Raw genomic sequence first — 20,275 nt, 5'->3', positions numbered from 1 at the left:
AAGGTTAGATTAGGACTTTATGTATATTGACGCGTTGACGCTGACCCACTTTCGTAATTTTGATGAAGCTAAGGTCACGCCAGGGCGTCAAGTTAACCTTCTTGTGGGTGCAAATGGAAGTGGCAAAACGAGTCTGTTGGAATCGATTTATTGTTTAGGGTCAGGGCGTTCGTTTCGACCGGGAAGTTTCCGACAACTCATTCAACACGAAAATGACCGTTTTGTCGTGTTTGCCAAAGTTGTCGATCAAGAAGGGGAGCCTCATACGTTAGGTTTTCAGCGTGAGAGTTCCGGAGATGTGAAGATTCGGCTCGACGGCGACTTGCTACGGACCTTTGGTCCTATGGCAAAAATGGTTCCCGTTCAATTGATGACGCCAGAGACGGTTGAGCTTGTTTTAGGTGGACCGAAGATAAGAAGACAGTTCATTGATTGGGGAGTGTTCCACGTGGAACATTCCTTTTTGAATGAATCTTTAAAGTTCTCTTACTTGTTAAAACAACGCAATTCGTTGCTTAAGCGTCGGCAACGAACTGAAGAGAATGTTTATTGGGATAAGAATTTTGCTCATTACGGTGAGCGCGTCGCGGCAGCTCGGCAAAACTACATGGCCGACTTTGAGCCGATATTGGTAGAGCGGCTGAAGCACTTCTTACCCCAATACACATTTAGGTTTCAGCTTCGCAGAGGGTGGGATAACTCACAAAGTTTGAGTGAGGCCTTGGTTCAGCACGAAGACGCGGATTACCGTTACGGTCATAGCACCGTTGGTCCGCATAAGGCCGAGCTACGGATGACAGCAAATGGTGAGGACGTAAAGAACATCCTCTCTAGAGGGCAGCTGAAGTTGTTAGTGGCGGCACTAAAAGTAGTGCAAGGAGAGTACCTAAGTAGCAAAACCGGAGTACAATGTATCTACCTTGTGGATGATATAACTGCGGAGCTTGATAGTACGAGCCAAGAGAAATTTTGTGAGGCCTTATTGGCAACAAGAGCACAATTATTCGTTTCAGCGATAAATCAGGCGGAATTGCCTGAACTAATAAAAAGTGCTGATACAAAGATGTTCCACGTGGAACATGGAACCGTCAAGGAACTATAGAGAAACACATTATGGCAGAAAATAATTACGATTCGTCCAGTATTAAGGTCCTAAAAGGACTTGATGCCGTACGCAAACGTCCTGGTATGTACATCGGTGACACTGATGATGGCACGGGTCTTCATCATATGGTTTTTGAGGTCGTCGATAACTCCATTGACGAAGCTTTGGCTGGACACTGCAAAGACATCGTTGTGACGATTCACTCCGATGGCTCCGTTTCGGTTCGAGATGACGGACGAGGAATACCTGTCGACTTGCACCCAGAAGAAGGTGTATCTGCGGCTCAGGTCATCATGACTGTCCTGCACGCTGGTGGTAAGTTTGATGACAACTCGTACAAAGTTTCAGGTGGTTTGCACGGGGTAGGTGTCTCGGTTGTAAACGCATTATCTGATAAGTTGCAGCTAACCATTCGTCGCCAAGGGCATGTCTACGAGCAATTCTATAGCTTGGGTGACCCAGATGCGCCATTAAAACAAATTGGTGACACCGACAAAACGGGGACGGAGTTACGTTTCTGGCCAAGCCCAACTATCTTCAGTGATATCGAATTCCATTACGACATTCTTGCCAAGCGCTTGCGCGAGCTTTCATTCTTGAACTCAGGCGTGTCGATTATCTTGCAAGACGAACGCAGCGATCGTAAAGACCACTTCAAATATGAAGGTGGTATTGCTGCTTTCGTACAGTACTTGAACGACAAGAAAAACCCGATTCATCCAAGCGTTTTCCACTTCACGTTAGAACGCGAAGACGGTATTGCGGTCGAGGTTTCGATGCAGTGGAATGACTCTTTCCAAGAGAACATTTTCTGCTACACAAACAATATTCCACAACGCGACGGTGGTACTCACCTTGCAGGCTTCCGTGCAGCTCTAACGCGTACGCTGAATTCATACATGGAGAAGGAAGGCCTGAACAAGAAGTACAAGACCAACGCAACCGGTGATGATGCGCGTGAAGGTTTGACTGCGGTTGTTTCGGTGAAAGTCCCTGATCCTAAGTTTTCATCGCAGACCAAAGACAAACTCGTGTCATCTGAAGTGAAATCTGCGGTAGAGCAGGCGATGAATGAGAAGCTATCTGACTTCTTATTAGAACAACCGAATGACGCAAAAATCATTGTTGGTAAGATCATCGATGCGGCACGCGCACGTGAAGCAGCTCGAAAAGCACGTGAAATGACGCGCCGTAAAGGTGCGTTAGATATTGCCGGTCTACCGGGTAAGTTGGCGGACTGCCAAGAAAAAGACCCTGCACTTTCTGAACTCTACATTGTGGAGGGTGACTCTGCGGGTGGTTCTGCAAAGCAGGGCCGTAACCGCAAGTTCCAAGCGATTCTGCCGTTGAAAGGTAAGATCTTAAACGTCGAGAAAGCGCGCTTTGATAAGATGTTGGCCTCGCAAGAAGTAGCGACGCTGATTACGGCTTTGGGTTGTGGCATTGGCCGCGACGAATACGATCCAGATAAAACGCGTTACCATCGCATCATTATCATGACCGATGCCGACGTCGACGGCTCGCACATTCGTACGTTGCTGTTGACCTTCTTCTATCGTCAAATGCCAGAATTGATTGAGCGTGGCTATATGTACATCGCACAGCCACCGCTGTACAAAGTGAAAAAGGGTAAGCAAGAAACCTATATTAAAGACGATCCAGGTTTGATTGTTTACTTAACCAGTATGGCTCTTGAGAATGCGTCACTTCATGTGAACGCAGAAGCGCCAGGAATCTCGGGCGCGCATTTAGAGACATTGGTCAATGATTACCAGCTCGCACAAAACGCGATCAAGCAACGCTTATCGCGTCGTATGCCAGAGACCTTTTTGCAGCGTTTGTTGTATGCGTCGCGCTTAACGGAAGAGTTGCTGAAAGACCAGGCTGGTATGCAGAAGTGGGCGGAAACCTTACAGGGTGACCTCACCACGCGTGAGACGAATTCTGCAACCTACACGCTTTCGATCCAGTTTGACGAAGAGCGCTCAATGTATCTTCCGGTAGTGACTGTGCGTCAGCATGGTATCGACACCGATTACCCATTGAACTTTGAGTTCCTGATGTCACGCGATTACGACCAACTGGTCAGTATTGGCGAAAAGATTAATGGCTTGGTCGAAGAGGGCGGCTTCGTGCGCCGTGGCGACAAAGAGAAGCCGGTAAGTGATTTCGTCGAAGCGGTGGAATGGCTCATCAATGAGTCGAAGCGTGGTGTTTATATTCAGCGCTACAAAGGTCTCGGTGAGATGAACCCTGAACAGCTTTGGGAAACCACCATGGACCCGGAAACACGTCGCATGCTTCGCGTTACCATTGAAGACGCAATTGCAGCGGATCAACTCTTCGTAACGCTCATGGGCGATGAAGTTGAACCACGTCGTGACTTTATCGAAACCAATGCCTTGAAAGTAGCAAACCTGGACGTCTAATCCGGCAAAAAGGGAAAAGGTATAAAAAAAGGAGCCAAATGGCTCCTTTTTTATTGGTTTATCAATAACCTAGTTGTTTAGAACGGAAATATCAGCAATTTGTAGGAACAAACCGCGTAGACGCTGTAATAGCGCTTGGCGATTTTCGCGAACCGCTGTGTCATCCGCGTTTACCATGACGTTATCGAAGAAACCATCTACGGGCTTCTGTAAGGCCGCTAGCGCCTTTAATGCGCCCGTGTAATCTCCTTGCTCTAGTGCGCTACTTGAACGCATTTCAGCCTCTTCTAGGGCCTTAACTAGGCCGATCTCTTCTTGTGCCGAAAGCAGTCCACTATCCACTTTATCTGCGATAGGCGCTTCGACCTTGGCGAGAATATTCGCAACGCGCTTGTTGGCTGCGGCTAATGCTTCGGCTTCCGGTAATTCGCGGAAGCTAGCAACGGCCCGCACGCGTTTGTCAAAATCTACCGGTGCAGTAGGGCGACGCGCCAACACCGCTTGAATGACATCGACGCTGATACCTTGCTCTTGATACATAGGGCGGAAGCGGCCTAACAAGAACTCCAGTACATCGTCTGCGACATTTGCGTTGCTTAACAGCTCACCGAAGCTTTCCCGTGACAAGGCGATGAGCTCTTGTAAATCTAGCGGCAAGTCCTTCTCAACGATAATTCGCAAGAGACCAATAGCGGCCCGACGCAGAGCAAACGGATCGCGGTCCCCCTTTGGTGTTTGTCCAATACCAAATATGCCAACGAGCGAATCTAATTTATCTGCAAGCGCGACTGCGCAGCCTGGGATGCTTTGTGGCAACGAATCGCCACTAAAACGTGGTAAGTAGTGCTCAAAAATAGCTTCTGCGACGCCGTCGGCTTCGCCATCGTTACGCGCGTAATGCATGCCCATCACGCCTTGGGTTTCTGGAAATTCCGACACCATTTGCGAAACGAGATCAGCTTTACATAGGTATCCGGCACGAGCCGCAACATCGCCGGACTGGCCAAGCTTAGTGGCAATACCCGCAGCAACTTGCGAGATGCGGTCCGACTTATCCTTGATGCTACCTAATTGTTTTTGGAACAACACATTACCAAGTGCCGCCACACGGCTTTCTAGCGGTGTCTTCTTATCCGTTTCAAAGAAGAATTGCGCATCGGCAAGGCGAGGGCGAACTACACGCTCATTACCCGAAATAATCTGCGCTGGGTCCTTGCTCTCAATGTTGGTAACAAAGACAAACTTTGATAGCAGGTTACCTTCGCTATCTTCGAGAGGGAAGTAGCGCTGGTCGTCTTTCATTGTCACGATCAGCGGCTCTTTCGGCACATCTAGGAAGCTTTCATCAAAGCTCGCCGTGAGCGCTACAGGCCACTCGACCAAAGCCGTAACTTCATCAAGTAGGTCGTTATCTTCACGGATCACACCTTTAGCAGCCTTCGCTGCGGCGCTAATTCCGTCGACGATGCGCTGGCGACGTTTCGCGAAGTCGGCCAACACATAAGCTCCTTCAAGTGTGGCTTCGTAGTCATCTGCTGAGGTCAGGGTTGCACCTTGCGGGCAGTGGAAACGATGGCCTAACAAATGATTTGATGACGCTACACCGAGCACTTCACCCGGAATCAGCTGATCACCGTGAAGCATGGTAACCGTGTGCACAGGGCGAATAAACTGAACATTGCTGGTGCCCCAGCGCATTGGCTTAGGAATAGGCAATTGCGCCAACGCCCTCTGCACGAACTCTGGCAGTAGACCCGCAAGCGGCTGGCCTTTAACTTCAGCTTTGTAAAGCAGCCATTCGCCTTTATCTGTCTTCAAGCGGTCGGCTTCGGCAACAGTAATGCCGTTTGAGCGGGTCCAGCCTTCTGCTGCTTTGGTTGGGTTGCCATCGGCATCGAAGGCGACATCCACCGAAGGACCGCGCTTTTCGACCACTTGGTCGGCTTGTTGGGTTGCAACGTCTTGCAACTGCACGGCTAGACGACGTGGGCTAGCAAATAAATGCATCGTGCCGGTCGCAATGTTGTGCTCTTGCAGTTGCTTCTGCAGCGCGTCACCAAATGCTTGGCTTAAGCCTTTGAGTGCTTTGGGTGGTAATTCTTCGGTCCCAATTTCTACGAGTAGGGTAGCTGATTGCACGACTTAGGCTCCTTGCTCTGCCAGTGGAAATCCAAGCGCTTCACGCGCAGCGTAATAGGCTTCGGCACACCCCTTAGCCATGGTCCGAACACGCAAAATATAGCGCTGACGTTCGGTGACTGAAATGGCGTGACGGGCATCCAATAAATTGAATGCATGTGACGCTCTCATCACTTGCTCATATGCTGGTAGCGGGAGGTTGAGTGATAGTAAATGCTCACATTCCTTCTCGCACGAATCAAATCGCGCAAACAATACGTCGACATCTGCGTGCTCAAAATTGTAAGTCGATTGCTCAACTTCGTTCTGATGAAACACATCGCCGTAAAGAATTTTTCCACGTGGACCGTCGGTCCAAACGAGATCGTAAATACTGTCAACGCCTTGAATGTACATCGCCAAACGCTCAAGGCCGTAGGTAATTTCACCCGCAACAGGTTTACACTCGAGACCGCCGACCTGTTGGAAGTAGGTAAACTGGGTCACTTCCATACCGTTAAGCCAGACTTCCCAGCCGAGACCCCATGCACCTAAGGTGGGTGACTCCCAGTTATCTTCGACAAAACGAATGTCATGTACGAGTGGATCGAAACCGAGCATTTGCAGGGACCCCAGGTAGAGTTCCTGAATGTCTTTTGGCGATGGCTTCAAGATTACCTGAAACTGATAGTAGTGTTGTAGGCGGTTCGGGTTCTCGCCGTAGCGGCCGTCAGTAGGGCGACGGCACGGCTGTACATAGGCGTAATTGGCTGGCTCTGGGCCTACCGCACGAATAAAAGTCATCGGATGGAAGGTACCTGCACCTACTTCCATGTCGAGGGGCTGCACAATCGCGCAACCTTGTTGCGCCCAATAATCCTGCAGCGCGAGGATAAGCCCCTGAAAGGTTTTTACATCATAGCTAGCCATGGGATGGTCTCGTACTTAGATTTTTACGGAAATTTGGCGTAAATTATAACCTTTATTCAGCCTTGGTGACAGGGCACGGCCGTAGGAGCCTAGTGAAAAATGCAAGATGACATACAGCGTTGCAGCTGGTGTGGCTCAGATCCGCAGTACATGCACTATCACGATACCGTGTGGGGGCGTCCCGTGGCTGATAGCCAGGAGCTGTTTGCCAAGCTCTGCCTCGATGGTCAGCAAGCCGGGCTGAGTTGGATCACGATTTTGCGTAAACAGGCAAACTACGAAAAGGCCTACTGTGATTTTGATCCGGAAAAAATTGTCCAACTACCCGAGAGCTACAAAGACGAGCTGATGCAAAACGCCGGCATCATCCGCAATAGATTAAAGGTCGAATCGATTTTTAAGAATGCGCGAGCTTATCTAGAGCTCCGCGAGAAGGGTGTCGCGTTTAACGATTTTTTGTGGCAATTCAGCGACGGAACGCCCCGTATTTTCGCTCGACAGGGCGCTGATATACCGACTTCTGATGAGGTTTCTGATACGATGGCGAAGGCCTTAAAAAAAGCAGGCTTTAGCTTTGTAGGCACAACGATTTGTTACGCATTTATGCAGGCTGTTGGCATGGTCAACGATCATGTCGTTCATTGTCATTGTTATGACGAGGTCTGTCGCGAGATGCGTGATTTTTCTCTAACAGCACGAGAGCATCATGGTTGATATTACTTTAGCGGATTATCAAAATCCGAAGCATCGTCAAGCGGTTGTGGCGATGTTAAATGATTATGCGCAAGATCCAATGGGCGGCGGTGAAGCATTGCCGGAAGAGACCAAAGAGAACTTGGTCGACGAGATGGCCAAACGCGACTACGTTTTCTCGTTACTTGCTTTTGTCGATGACGAGCCGGTGGGCCTCGCCAACTGCGTAGAAGGCTTCTCGACCTTTGCGGCAAAGCCGGTCATGAATATCCATGATATCGCAGTCATTAAAGACTTCCGCGGGCAAGGTATCGCCAAACGTTTATTGCAAGAAGTCGAAACCCTCGCGCAATTCCGCGGCTGCGTAAAGCTCACACTGGAAGTCCTACAAGGTAACGAGCCGGCCAAAATTGCCTACGAAAAATTCGGCTTCAAACCCTACCAACTCGACGAAGCCAACGGCAAAGCCGAATTCTGGCAAAAATACATCTAGCGCGGAGGATGTCGAAGACCTTTGTGTGAAGGTAGGGAGCTAACTCAATGGGACGCCGTAAACCCTTCCCTGGGGGCTTGCGTGCCGCATCCCTGCGGCACACACCCATTGAGTTAGCTCCCTACCTCCACACCCGGTCTTCGCTCTTCGATTAACGACTGGCGAATACCGAACGTAGGAAATAACAATGAAACAGAGGACGTTGAACACCCACCATTGGATTGCTTCGATGCTGTGTATGGCAGTCCTCGCCAGCGGCTCGACAATCACAGCGTTGCTCGTCTACTTGTGTGCCTTCGTGTTGCTGACCCGAGATCTAATGGTTAATCAACGCACAAGCTTCGCCAGCAACGGCTTTATATTTGTACTTTGTTTGGTTATGGGTAACGTAACTGCGGCAAATGGAGACAGGGTAACCATCAATATGGTTGTGGCCGGCGAGGCAGTAATAATGCTCACCTATATGTACATCATGTTCCGCCTTGCTCAACGGGCACCATCTCACGACAGCAAAACCGCTTTTGAGTAAGCAACTGTAGTTTAGGTTTTAGTCAATGAGGCGTGGATGTCTCTTAGTGCAAACATGAGCAGAACGACAAGAAAAAAGATCAAAGAATAGAGGCTTGCGTCCAGGACGAAAATCAATAAGGGGTGTAAGCCTTCGAAAAGGCTTTCAGTAATCCCAAAAGGGATTTGTTTAAAGGCTAATGAGATAAAAGCGCCTGCCATCATCCCGCCAAGAAGGCGCAAATAATACCTTCGCGTTGACGGTTTAGCTAGATGGAGCGGTGGGGCTTTTTTTCTTAAATACCAAAATAACCAAAAGCCTAACAGGATCCAAGCCATCAGCAGTTGAGAAAGTTCCATTGTTCTATTTCCCCGAAACTATTCCTATTTAACTGAATAGCTTAGCACCGAACAGTGGCCTTCGCTATCCGCGAACAGCAACGCGGACGAACAGCGTAGCGTACGAACAACGAACCACGCCTTTCGCCTTTAAACAAACAGCGAACAGCGAATAGCAAACAGCGCAGTTCGTCAGCCCTTACGGATCACGTAGCGATACGGCGTAGCTGCAGTCTCGGCGAGCACTAGCTCGTGGTCCATAAAACGGCAGAAGCTGGGGATGTCGCGGGTGGTGGCGGGGTCGTCGGCGATGACTTCGAGTAGGGCGCCCGATTCGAGTTTGCGGATGGCGGCACGGATCAGCATCACGGGCTCTGGACAACGCAGGCCGAGGGTATCGAGGCTTTCGGTGATGGTTTCTGACACGATGCTTCCTTCTAAATCCGCAAAACAAATAAAAACGCCGCATCCGACAAGGATACGGCGTTTATTTTACGGTAAAACCGTGGCGTGCAAAAGCGCGGCTTAGTCGAGGCGCTCGAACACGGTGGCGATACCTTGGCCAAGACCGATGCACATGGTCGCTAAGCCAAGTGTCGCGCCTTTGTCTTCCATAAGGTTCAACAAGGTGGTCGAGATACGCGCACCTGAGCAACCGAGTGGGTGACCGAGGGCGATTGCACCGCCGTTTAGATTGACCTTTTCATCCATCTTGTCGAGTATGCCGAGGCCTTTGAGTACCGGCAGTGACTGCGCGGCAAAGGCTTCGTTTAACTCGAACAGATCGATGTCATCAATGCTTAAGCCGGCACGTTTAAGTGCTTTCTTGGTAGCTGGCACGGGACCGAAGCCCATAATGGATGGATCGCAACCGGCGACGGCCATTGAGCGGATTTTCGCACGTGGCTTCAAGCCGAGGGCTTTGGCTTTGTCTGCCGACATGATCAGCATGGCTGCTGCACCGTCAGAAAGCGCTGACGAGGTGCCTGCTGTCACTGTGCCATTCGCAGGGTCGAATACTGGGCGTAACTGTGACAAGCCTTCAACTGTGGTTTCAGGGCGAATCACTTCGTCGTCTTTGATGAGACGTAATACGCCGTCAGCGTCGTGTCCCTCAATCGGTAAGATTTCTTTAGCGAAGCGGCCGTCAACGGTGGCTTGATGCGCGCGCTGGTGTGAGCGTGCGCCGAAGGCGTCTTGGGCGGCACGGTCGATTTCAAACTTACGTGCGAGCAACTCGGCGGTCATGCCCATTGAGCCAGAAGCACGCGCCACTGATTTGTTCATGCCCGGGTGAAAGTCGATGCCGTGGGTCATTGGTACGTGGCCCATGTGCTCAACACCACCAGCGATGAAGATATCACCGTCGCCCGCCATAATGGCACGCGCTGCGTCGTGAATGGCTTGCATCGATGAGCCACACAAGCGGTTGACGGTCACTGCAGCAACATGATGCGGAATACCGGCGATCAATGCTGCGTTCCGAGCAACGTTGAAGCCTTGCTCGAGGGTTTGCTGTACACAGCCCCAGTAGATGTCTTCGAGTTCGTTGACGTCAACTTCTGGGTTGCGCTCAAGCAGGCCTTTCATCAGGTGCGCTGAGAGGTCTTCGGCGCGCACGTTGCGAAATACGCCGTTTTTCGAGCGTCCCATTGGGGTACGAATACAATCGACAATAACTACGTCTTTCATAATTTCCTCCGTTAGCCTGCAAAGTACGATTTACCGGCTTTCGCCATTTCACGCAGGCCATCGGTGACTTGATACATTTCACCTAAATGCGCGTATTTGTCGGCCAATTCAACGAAGTTGGCCAAGCCCATGGTTTCCAGGTAGCGGAAAGGTCCGCCACGGAACGGTGGGAAACCAAGTCCGTAGAGCAAGGCGATGTCGCACTCTGCTGCTGAACCGACGATACCTTCTTCAAGGCAGCGCACGCATTCGTTGACCATTGGCACCATGGTGCGCGCAATGATTTCATCGGCGCTGACTTCTTTGCCTGAAATACCGAGCATTTCGTAGACTTCAGGTGCTTTCTCTTTACTCGGGCGACCTTTCTTATCGACGCCGTAGTTGTAGAAGCCTTTACCGTTCTTCTGACCGTAGCGTTCTGCTGCGGCAAGCTTAGCGATGGCGCTGCTGGTGTCACGCGGCATGCGCGATGGGAAGCCATCGGCCATCACGACGGTACAGTGATCGGCGGTGTCGATACCGACGACGTCAGACAAATATGCAGGGCCCATAGGCCAACCGAATTGTTTCTCCATAACTTTGTCGATGCCTGCGAAGTCGACGCCTTCATCTACCATGCCCGCAAAACCGGCTAGGTATGGGAAGAGTACGCGGTTAACGAGGAAGCCAGGGCAGTCGTTAACGACGATTGCGGTTTTGCCCATACGCGAGGCGTAGGCAACAACGGCATTGACGGTTTCGTCAGAGGTGTCTTTACCGCGAATGATCTCTACTAATGGCATTTTGTGCACTGGATTAAAGAAGTGCATGCCGCAGAAGCGCGATGGATCTTTCAAATTTTTCGCTAAGCGATCAATCGAAATGGTTGAGGTGTTGGAAACAATGATGGCATCGTCAGCCACAACGTCTTCCATACCGGCCAGAACTTTGCCTTTAACGTCTGGATTTTCGACTACCGCTTCTACGACGATATCGACGTCCTTGACGGCTTCATCGAGTAGCGTTGGGGTAATTGATGACAAAATCTTGGCCATTTTCTTGTGGTCAATCTTGCCACGCTCCACCAATTTACCAAGGATCTTGCTGGCTTCTGCCATACCTTGATCTAAAGCCTCTTGGCGGATGTCTTTCATGACGACCGGTACGCCTTTGTACGCTGACTGGTAAGCGATACCGCCACCCATGATGCCAGCGCCAAGTACTGCGGCTGATTTAATTTCTTTGCTGGCTTGTTTCGCAGCTTTTTTGGCTTTGCCTTTGACCATTTGGTCGGCCATGAAAATGCCGACTTGGGCTTGGCACGCGTCCGTCTGCGTTAGGCCAACAAAAGCAGCGTTCTCGGCATTAAGCGCTTCTTCGCGCTCGTGGCGTGCGCCTTGTTCAATCGCTTTGATTGCAGCATGAGGTGCTGGGTAATGTTTGCCAGCTTTGGCTGCCACCATGCCTTTTGCGGTGACCAAGGTCATCGTCAGCTCAGTATCGTTGGCTTGCAACGCTTCGAGTTTCGGCTGACGTTTCGCTTGCCAGTCTAAGTCTCCGGCAATCGCTTGTTTGACGACTTCTAAAGCTGCATCACGCAGTTTCTCTGGGGCCACCACGGCGTCGACTAAACCAACTTTTTGCGCGGCAACGGCAGAGTTATTCTTTCCGGTGGTAATCCACTCAAGGGCATTGTCTGGTCCAATGATGCGCGGCAAACGTACCACACCACCAAAGCCCGGAATTAAACCAAGCTTAACTTCTGGTAGGCCAATCGTCGCGGTGGTATCCGCTACGCGGTAATCACAAGCGAGGGTTGCTTCACAGCCGCCGCCTAAAGCGAAGCCAGTAATGGCCGCGACAGTGGGTACCGGTAAGTCTTCGAGCTGGTCGAAAACGCGGGAGGCTTTGTGAACCCAAGTTTTGGTTTGTTCTAAATCGGCAAACAAGGTTTGGAATTCGGTAATATCAGCACCTACAATGAAGGTAGGTTTGCTACTGGTGACGATAACGCCACGCAGGTCTTTGGTTTCGGCGAGTTTCGCTAAAGCCTGACTGAATTCTTCCAAGGTTTTCTGGTCGAATTTATTGACTGAGCCTGCGGCTGCAAATTGCAGCTCGGCAATGCCGTCAGTAACAAACTCAACCCGAATGCTATCACCCTGATAAATCATAAAAGGTCTCCTGATTTTCAGATTGCTTTCGGTTAGCGTATGATTAGTCGTTACGAGAGTTTGGCTCGAATAGGCTCATTTTTCAATGATTATTTAAACGAGCGTTTGAAATTATGCGGTCACTGTGTAGTTCAAAAACCGGTACAAGTTGTGCGCTTCTCTTTACAGCCTTATTGAGTTCGCTGTGGATCCCGAGTGGCTGGGCTGAGCCAAAAATCCACGATCCGGTATTAGCGAACCTCGAGCAGCGTAGTGAACAGCGCGAATTGTTTGTAAAAGCCGAGTACGCGGCCAAGCGGGGCCGACTCGCTGAATACCAACAACTCCTCGAGCAACTCGAAGATTACCCGCTAACGCCTTACCTTGAACTTGAACGCCTACAGCAAGTGGGCTATCTCGCCAACGAAGAGCGAGTCTTACGCTTTTTCAACGCCATGCAGAAAACGCCGCTCGACTGGCAATTGCGTTCACCATGGTTGGACTACTTAGCTCGTAATAATGAGCAAGAGCGCTTCCTGCGCGATTTCCGTCATCCGGGCCGGCTCGACCATCGCTGCTATTTCTGGCGCTATACCCTCGCGCAAAAGACGCAGCCGCGGGCGGCCGTGATGCGGGCGGTTGATCAGTTATGGCAAACCGGGGAGTCACTACCGAAAGAGTGCGACCCATTGTTGGCAACTTGGAGTAAGGCGGGACACCGCTCCGAGGAGTTGGTCTGGCGCCGTGCCAAGTTAGCTGCAGAAGAGGGCAAACATACGTTATTGCCGTACTTGTCAGGTTTGGTTGAAGAGCCGACACGTTCATTGATTCAAAGCTACCGACAAGTGCGCCGCAACCCAGGCAATTTAGTCCGGGAGTTGCCTAAACTCGCAAACCAGAAGGGCGTAGCACAAGAGCGTGCTGCGCAGATTGTGACTTATGGACTCGGGCGATTAATTTGGCGTGACCCGGATGTGGCACTGAAAACGATTTCTGATTTGCCGCGCGGAATTGAACTTTCGTCAGCGCAATGGACCGAGCTCGAACAAAAGTTTGCGGTGGCGTTGAGCGCCAAAAACCATGATCAAGCGCACAACTGGTTGGTGCGGTTAGAACCGGCCGAGCATGACACGCAAACCTTGCAGTGGCAACTGGCGGAATGGGTACGTGAAGGCCATTGGCACGAATTTATCGACAATCCAGTGGCGGAAATGGCGACCGCGAGTGGTAGTGCTCAGTGGCGTTACTGGCGCGGTCGGGCCTATGAAGAGTTAGCACAACCGCAACGCGCACAAGCACAGTTCGAAGAGATCGCTGGGCAACGCAATTATTATGGCTTTCTGGCGGCGAGCAAACTGGGCACGCCGTTACAGCTCGCGCGCGAAAAAATTAATTATACTGCGGCCGAACTCGCGACTGTGCGTGAGCTTCCTGGGGTGCAGCGAGCCTACGAGTTTTTGCAGCTACAACGCTATTTAGATGCGCGCCGTGAGTGGTACGAATTACTCCAGCATACCAGCGCGCGCGAACAAGAGCTGATGGCGGTTTTGGCCTCGCAATGGGGATGGCATGATCAGGTGATTTATACGCTCGGGCAGCTAGGTGAATTCGGTGCTATCGAGCAACGTTTCCCCTTTGCCTACGAGAACGAACACCGCGAATATGCGCAATCGGCAGGCATCGATATGGAGTGGGCCTTGGCTATTTCGCGGCGCGAGAGTTCGTTCCGGTTCGATGCTTACTCTCATGCTGGCGCGCACGGACTCATGCAGCTCTTACCTAGTACCGCGAAGTATGTCGGGCGCCGCGATTACAGCCGCTTTGACCTCTACAATGTAAACACCAATATTCTTCTAGGTACCCGCTATTTGGCCGATCTGAAACGTAGGTTAGGGGAGAATTGGGTACTCGCGACAGCAGCCTATAACGGCGGTATTTATCGCGTGACTGATTGGATACCGAGCGAGAGCATGGCAATTGATCGTTGGATAGAAACGATTCCCTACAAAGAAACGCGTGATTATGTGAAAAATGTTTTGGCGTATCAGCAAATCTACTTGCTCCTCGCAGAACAAGAGCCACCGAATCGGTTCGCTGACTTGGCAACGATGACGATCAGCCGAAAAAGTGTAGGCTTATAGCGCAGTGCAAGGCTATTTAATTCCAAAAGCAGCTGTTGTTACCGAGCTTGAAATAAAGCACAGCCGCTTTATTACATCCCTTAAACCGGTGTGCTCGCTTGACGAACATCAGCAGCATATTGCCGAATGTCAGCACAAGTGGCCAGGAGCCAGTCACTATTGCAGTGCTGCTGTTGCGGGGCCGCCGCATGATGGCCAGCGCTATGCGATGAGTGACGACGGTGAACCGAGTGGTACGGCTGGGCGACCCATGTTGAATGTCCTATTGAAGCAAGAGGTTGCGGAACTTTCGGTGGTAGTGACACGCTATTTTGGCGGTATTAAGCTTGGTACCGGTGGTTTACAACGTGCGTATTCGCAAGCAACAGTAGAAGTCTTGCAAGCGGCCGTATTTATTGAAAAAAAGGTACGCAAAGCAGCTTATATACACTACGATTATGCTGATCAAAAAATAGTTTCACATTGGCTTGCCCAGTATGATGCGCTAACCGAGCAGCAGGACTTTGCGGCTGGTATAAAACTACAACTCGCAGTAGCTGAATCAGACTTCTCAGATTTAGCTGAAGCGTTAAAAAATGCGACACAAGGGCGTGTCGAACTAAAAGAGTGTTGAGGAATCGCCGTGCGTTTTCGAGGTATTTTACGAGTACTGGGACTACTGATTTGCGTGTTCAGCGTTACCTTGTTGCCGCCGGCAGCGGTTGCGCTCTACTTCGGTGATGGTGGCGGCACGGCCTTCATGCTGGCCTTTGCCATCAGCTTAGTCATTGGTTTTTTTGTTTGGTACCCCAACCGCCGCATTCATAGTGACTTGAAAGTTCGCGACGGCTTTTTGCTGACCGTGTTGTTCTGGACCGTGCTAGGGATGGTCGGGGTGATGCCACTGTGGTTCGCCGAAGAGCTACCGTTATCTTTTACCGATGCCGTTTTTGAATCGTTTTCTGGTTTAACTACCACGGGCGCCACTGTTATTCAGGGTATTGAGACGCTGCCGCACAGCTTACTGTTTTACCGTCAACAGCTGCAGTGGCTCGGGGGTATGGGTATCATCGTACTTGCGGTCGCGATTATGCCGATGCTCGGTATCGGTGGTATGCAGTTGTACCGAGCGGAAATTCCGGGCCCGCAAAAAGACACCAAAATGACGCCGCGCATTGCCGATACCGCTAAACACTTGTGGTACATCTATGTGGCGCTAACCGCGACCTGTGCTTTCGCCTATTACTTGGCCGGGATGAACTGGTTTGATGCCATCGGCCATGCGTTCTCCACCATTGCGGTCGGCGGCTTCAGTACTTACGACGCCAGCATGGGGTATTTTGACAGTAGCACTATTAATACCATTTGTGTGGTGTTCCTATTGCTCTCATGTATCAACTTTGCTTTGCATTATGCTGCCGCAACTAACCATTCGATCATGAATTATTTTCGTGACCCTGAAGTGCGCGCTTTCTTAGGTATTCAAGCGGTACTTATTTTCTTGGTATTCGCGACTGTATTGGTCCACAAAGAGTTTTCAGATACCGGCACGGCATTTAATCAAGCCATGTTCCAAGCGGTTTCAATAAGCACTACTGCCGGTTTTGCCACGACAGACTTCTCTGCTTGGCCGCTGTTTTTGCCTATCTTATTAATCTTCGCAAGTTTTATCGGCGGTTGTGCAAGTTCAACCGCGGGTGGATTAAAAGTTGTTCGGGTGGTGCTACTGTTCCGCCAAGGCGTGCGTGAACTGAATCGTTTGGTTCACCCTGCGGGGGTGTATTCGGTCAAGCTAGGCAATCGCGTGCTACCACAGCGCGTGGTAGAGGCGGTCTGGGGCTTCTTTGCCGCTTATGCTCTGGTCTTTGTGGTGATTATGCTGGGGTTGCTGGCAACGGGTCTCGATGACATTACCGCGTTTTCGGCTACAGCCGCGTGCCTGAATAATCTTGGCCCTGGCCTAGGAGATGTCGCAGCAAACTATGCCACCATACCGGATACGGCAAAATGGTTGCTGGTTGTGGCGATGCTGTTTGGCCGACTCGAAGTATTTACGATTTTAGTCCTGTTAACACCAACGTTCTGGCGCTCTTAGAAAAAGAGCGCGCTTGGCTGGAACAGGCGTTCTACTTCGCGAATGTATTTTTTGTCGACCAAGAATAGAATCACATGGTCATCTGCCTGCAGCATTGTGTCATCATGCGCAATCATTACTTCATGGCCGCGGACAATGGCTCCAATCGTTGTGCCTGGTGGTAGCTTAATTTCACTAATGACGCGGCCAACCACTTTTGAGGTTTTCTCGTCACCATGGGCAATCGCTTCAATCGCCTCCGCTGCGCCTTTGCGCAGGGAGTAAGCATTGACGATGTCACCTTTCCGGATCAGCGAAAGGAGCGCCGAAACGGTCGCTCGCTGCGGAGATATCGCGATATCAATGACGTTATCTTGGACCAAGTCGACATAGGCTTGACGCTGGATCAGCACCATTGTTTTCTTAGCGCCCATCTTTTTCGCCAACATTGCAGCCATGATATTGGCTTCATCATCGTTGGTCACCGCAATAAAAACGTCGATGTCTTCGATATGTTCTTCACTTAACAAGCGCGAATCGGACGCATCGCCATGCAGGATGGTTGTATGCCGTAACTGTTCGTTGAGCATATCGGCGCGTTCAGCGTTATGTTCAATGAGCTTCACGTGGTGGTTTTCTTCAAGCATGCGGGCGAGTCCCGCACCCACGTTACCACCCCCAGCAATCATAACGCGGCGGTACTGGTGCTCAAGCTTTTGCATTTCTTCCATGACCATGCGCACATAGCGCGTATCGGTGATGAAGAACACCTCGTCCCCGGCTTCAATGATGGTGGTTCCCATCGGCTTGATGGCCTTGCCTTGGCGGAAAATAGCTGCGACGCGCGTTTCGACATTGGGCATGTGCTCTTTCAGTGACGAGATAGCGTGCCCGACCAGCTTACCGCCGTAGTATGCTCGGACCGCTACGAGACTCGCACGCCCACCGGCGAACTCCATGACTTGTAGCGCACCTGGGTAATCGACGAGGCGCTTGATGTAATTGGTAACCTGCTGTTCCGGTGAAATAATGTGATCGACGGGCACGTCGTCTTTATGAAAAAGCCGATCTTTGAAATCGATATAGGCCTCTGAGCGAATGCGGGCAATACGCTTGGGTGTTTTAAAGAGGGTGTAAGCAATCTGACATGCCATCATATTCGTTTCGTCACTTGGGGTAACAGCAATGAGCATGTCAGCGTCTTCAACACCCGCATTGCGCAATACGCGGGGGTGTGAGGCATAACCTTGCACGGTACGAATATCGTTGCTTTCCGACAATTCGCCCAAGCGCGCCATATCGGTATCGACGACCGTTATATCGTTGTCTTCGCCGACCAGATTCTCGGCAAGCGTACCACCGACTTGTCCACCACCTAAAATGACGATTTTCATAGTTGTTTTTCCACAATTGCGTAGAAGAATCCGTCGCCACCTTGTTCGCCCGGTAAGCGCTGCCAATAGGAGGCTCCTGTTGGCGCAGTGGGTACTGCAATGGCGTCATTGTGACGTTGCATAAAAGCTTCTATTTGCTCTTTATTCTCTGCCGGCAAAATAGAACACGTGGCATAAACTAACCTACCACCGGGACGCAACATTGGCCAGAGTGCATCAAGCAACTCATGCTGAGTTTGCACCAGTTGCGCGATATCACTGGGTCGCCGCAACCACTTAATATCGGGGTGGCGTCGAATAACACCGGTAGCGGAGCAGGGCGCGTCAAGCAGGATACGGTCATAGAGCTGACCATCCCACCACTGATCGGGCTGTGCAGCATCGCCACAAATGACGGTTGCCGGCAAACGCAAGCGCTGGAGGTTTTCTCGCACCCGCGCTAAGCGTTGTTCATCAACGTCGAGGGCATGCACCGTAGCGTCAGGGGTTAGTTCTAAGATATGTGCCGTTTTGCCGCCCGGCGCTGCGCAGCAATCGAGAATGCGCTCTGCGTTTTTCCCCGCAAGCAAGCGAGCAGTTTGTTGAGCGGCGATATCTTGCACCGAGAACCAGCCTTCAGCAAAGCCAGGGAGCTGGCGCACATCGACGGCTTGGTTCAAGCGAATCGCGCCAGTGTCACTCATAGTTTCGCCGCGGAGTTCTGGGGCAAAGTCATCCAACGCAGCAATAAAGTCGGTAACACTTACCTGTTGCGTGTTCACTCTCAGCCACATGGGGGCTTGCGCATTATTGGCGGTAAAAATCTCTTGCGCTTGGGCTGGGTAGGCTTGTTCGATCAGCTCGGCAAGCCAACGGGGATGTCCATGCTGCAAATTCGGGTTGGCTTCGAGCTTGGGTAATAGAGCGTCACGTTGCCGCTGCAAATTCCGCAACACGGCATTCACCAAGCCTTTTTGACGACGTTTTTTTAATACCTCGGTGGCTTCGACGGTCGCCGCAACTGCAGCATGCTCGGAGGTACCCATAAAAAGAAGTTGGTAAGCGCCCACTAACAGCAGATGATGCAAGATAACGAGGTCTTTCTTTAGTGGTTTGCTAACAAATGAGGCAATGGCCGCATTGAGCAAGGGGAGGTGACGTAAGACTCCATAGCAAAGTGATTGCACCATCGCGCGGTCGCGACTTTCCATGTTTTCCGTATGCTGCGGAAGAGCCTGGCTAAGGGAGCGACCTTTCTCAAGTACATCACAGAGAATGCGTGCGGCGGCGGCACGCGATGCGGCACCTTTACTCATCGCTGACTCCGCCGAGTTGCCGTCCTACTGGGAATTGTTCGGCGCGCCCATTAAGAAATGCAGCTGCCGGCATAGGCTTCTTACCAGCAGGCTGGAGTTCCAGAATCGCCAATGCTTGTTCTTGCGTTTGTATGACAATGCCGTTTTTATCTGCTTGCAGGATAGCGCCTGGAGCAGCTCCGGGTTGACCGGGGTGAACTTGTGTACGACAAACTTTTACCGTTTCGCCCGTGGCGCTGATAAGCCACGCGACAGGCCATGGATTAAAGGCGCGTACCCAGCGCTCCAGCACCTCTGCGGGTTGGGACCAATCCAGTTGGGCTTCTTCTTTGCTTAGTTTGTGCGCATAAGTGACCAGCGTTTCGTCTTGCACTTGTGCGCTACTGAGCTTACTCGGTAGGTCAGCAAGGCACTCTAGCAAAGCGACAGGACCCAATTGAGCGAGCTTGTCGTAAAGACTCGAAGAGGTCTCGTCGGCACCTATAGGTAGTGATTTTTCAAGCAATACTGGGCCGGTGTCTAAGCCTGCTTCCATTTGCATGATAGCGACTCCGGCATGGCTATCGCCGGCCCAAATAGCGCGTTGAATGGGCGCCGCACCACGCCAACGCGGCAACAAAGAGCCGTGTACGTTAACGCAACCATAGGTAGGGATACGCAAAACGCTCTCAGGCAGAATTAAGCCATAGGCGACGACGACCATCACATCAGCATGGTAGTTTGCGAGTTGTGCTTGGGCATCGGCATCTTTAAGCGTCTGCGGTTGTTCGACCGCAATACCATGCTCTAGGGCGAGCTTTTTGACGGCGCTCGCTTGCAGCTTTTTGCCGCGTCCAGCAGGCCGGTCTGGCTGCGTGTAAACCGCGACCACTTCGTGTTCTTCAGCGGCAATTAAGGCCGCTAGGTGACCCGCGGCGAATTCGGGAGTCCCAGCAAAAACGATGCGCATCAGTG

At 51.3% G+C, this 20,275-nt stretch carries 17 protein-coding genes; 8 read left to right on the top strand and 9 right to left on the bottom strand.

Going from position 1 to position 20,275, the window contains the following annotated elements:
* Window positions 1-19 precede the first annotated feature (19 nt).
* On the top strand, window positions 20-1,102 hold the full coding sequence (gene recF, locus CWE21_RS10160) for a DNA replication/repair protein RecF (protein WP_126834333.1): 1,083 nt from the start codon (window positions 20-22) through the stop codon (window positions 1,100-1,102).
* Window positions 1,103-1,113: 11 nt separating this feature from the next.
* Window positions 1,114-3,534: a DNA topoisomerase (ATP-hydrolyzing) subunit B gene (gene gyrB / locus CWE21_RS10155; RefSeq protein ID WP_126834332.1), complete on the top strand. Its 2,421-nt coding sequence runs from the start codon at window positions 1,114-1,116 to the stop codon at window positions 3,532-3,534.
* Window positions 3,535-3,603: 69 nt separating this feature from the next.
* On the opposite strand, the gene glyS is transcribed toward gyrB, so the two are convergent.
* The gene (gene glyS / locus CWE21_RS10150; protein WP_126834331.1) at window positions 3,604-5,673 is read right to left on the bottom strand and encodes a glycine--tRNA ligase subunit beta; all 2,070 of its coding nucleotides are present in this window, start codon (window positions 5,671-5,673) and stop codon (window positions 3,604-3,606) included.
* A 3-nt stretch (window positions 5,674-5,676) separates the two neighbouring features.
* A complete protein-coding gene (glyQ, locus tag CWE21_RS10145) occupies window positions 5,677-6,582 on the bottom strand; it encodes a glycine--tRNA ligase subunit alpha (RefSeq protein WP_126834330.1) in 906 nt (301 codons plus the stop codon).
* A gap of 99 nt (window positions 6,583-6,681) precedes the next feature.
* On the opposite strand from glyQ, the gene CWE21_RS10140 reads away from it, so the two are divergent.
* The 3 genes from CWE21_RS10140 to CWE21_RS10130 all read left to right on the top strand — a co-directional run bounded on the left by CWE21_RS10140 (window position 6,682) and on the right by CWE21_RS10130 (window position 8,297).
* Window positions 6,682-7,296 (top strand): DNA-3-methyladenine glycosylase I, encoded by a 615-nt coding sequence (locus CWE21_RS10140; RefSeq protein WP_126834329.1) that lies wholly within the window; start codon window positions 6,682-6,684, stop codon window positions 7,294-7,296.
* Window positions 7,289-7,768, top strand: coding sequence for a GNAT family N-acetyltransferase (locus CWE21_RS10135; protein ID WP_126834328.1), 480 nt, complete (start codon window positions 7,289-7,291; stop codon window positions 7,766-7,768). Before CWE21_RS10140 ends, CWE21_RS10135 begins: the two co-directional genes overlap by 8 nt.
* A 187-nt stretch (window positions 7,769-7,955) precedes the next feature.
* On the top strand, window positions 7,956-8,297 hold the full coding sequence (locus CWE21_RS10130; RefSeq protein WP_126834327.1) for a hypothetical protein: 342 nt from the start codon (window positions 7,956-7,958) through the stop codon (window positions 8,295-8,297).
* Between the two features lie 11 nt (window positions 8,298-8,308).
* Here CWE21_RS10130 and CWE21_RS10125 read toward each other — a convergent pair whose 3' ends face one another.
* The 4 genes from CWE21_RS10125 to fadB form a co-directional block, all read right to left on the bottom strand.
* Window positions 8,309-8,635, bottom strand: coding sequence for a hypothetical protein (locus CWE21_RS10125; protein ID WP_126834326.1), 327 nt, complete (start codon window positions 8,633-8,635; stop codon window positions 8,309-8,311).
* 171 nt (window positions 8,636-8,806) lie between these two features.
* On the bottom strand, window positions 8,807-9,040 hold the full coding sequence (gene tusA / locus CWE21_RS10120) for a sulfurtransferase TusA (protein WP_126834325.1): 234 nt from the start codon (window positions 9,038-9,040) through the stop codon (window positions 8,807-8,809).
* Window positions 9,041-9,139: 99 nt separating this feature from the next.
* Window positions 9,140-10,306 carry an acetyl-CoA C-acyltransferase FadA gene (gene fadA, locus CWE21_RS10115; protein WP_126834324.1) on the bottom strand — a complete coding sequence of 389 codons (1,167 nt, stop codon included), beginning with the start codon at window positions 10,304-10,306 and terminating at the stop codon, window positions 9,140-9,142.
* An 11-nt stretch (window positions 10,307-10,317) separates the two neighbouring features.
* Window positions 10,318-12,459, bottom strand: coding sequence for a fatty acid oxidation complex subunit alpha FadB (fadB, locus tag CWE21_RS10110; protein WP_126834323.1), 2,142 nt, complete (start codon window positions 12,457-12,459; stop codon window positions 10,318-10,320).
* 113 nt (window positions 12,460-12,572) lie between these two features.
* On the opposite strand from fadB, the gene CWE21_RS10105 reads away from it, so the two are divergent.
* From CWE21_RS10105 to CWE21_RS10095, 3 genes are read left to right on the top strand one after another with little or no spacing between them, the layout of a single operon-like run.
* Complete coding sequence (locus CWE21_RS10105; protein WP_126834322.1) at window positions 12,573-14,579, top strand: transglycosylase SLT domain-containing protein; 2,007 nt, start codon at window positions 12,573-12,575, stop codon at window positions 14,577-14,579.
* A gap of 4 nt (window positions 14,580-14,583) precedes the next feature.
* Complete coding sequence (locus tag CWE21_RS10100; RefSeq protein WP_126834321.1) at window positions 14,584-15,192, top strand: YigZ family protein; 609 nt, start codon at window positions 14,584-14,586, stop codon at window positions 15,190-15,192.
* 9 nt (window positions 15,193-15,201) lie between these two features.
* Entirely contained in the window at window positions 15,202-16,653 is a 1,452-nt protein-coding gene (locus CWE21_RS10095) for a TrkH family potassium uptake protein (protein ID WP_126834320.1), read from the top strand.
* On the opposite strand, the gene trkA is transcribed toward CWE21_RS10095, so the two are convergent.
* The 3 genes from trkA to fmt are packed head-to-tail and all read right to left on the bottom strand — an operon-like array spanning window position 16,650 to window position 20,270.
* On the bottom strand, window positions 16,650-18,026 hold the full coding sequence (gene trkA, locus CWE21_RS10090; RefSeq protein ID WP_126834319.1) for a Trk system potassium transporter TrkA: 1,377 nt from the start codon (window positions 18,024-18,026) through the stop codon (window positions 16,650-16,652). The two genes, CWE21_RS10095 and trkA, sit on opposite strands and share 4 nt — an antisense overlap.
* On the bottom strand, window positions 18,023-19,321 hold the full coding sequence (gene rsmB / locus CWE21_RS10085) for a 16S rRNA (cytosine(967)-C(5))-methyltransferase RsmB (RefSeq protein ID WP_126834318.1): 1,299 nt from the start codon (window positions 19,319-19,321) through the stop codon (window positions 18,023-18,025). Before rsmB ends, trkA begins: the two co-directional genes overlap by 4 nt.
* Entirely contained in the window at window positions 19,314-20,270 is a 957-nt protein-coding gene (gene fmt / locus CWE21_RS10080) for a methionyl-tRNA formyltransferase (RefSeq protein WP_126834317.1), read from the bottom strand. The genes rsmB and fmt overlap by 8 nt, the downstream gene beginning before the upstream one ends.
* Between the last annotated feature and the right edge of the window lie 5 nt (window positions 20,271-20,275).

Source organism: Pseudidiomarina aquimaris (genome assembly GCF_003987395.1).
Classification (GTDB): Bacteria; Pseudomonadota; Gammaproteobacteria; order Enterobacterales; family Alteromonadaceae; genus Pseudidiomarina; species Pseudidiomarina aquimaris.
This window is presented reverse-complemented; position numbering and strand designations above follow the sequence as displayed.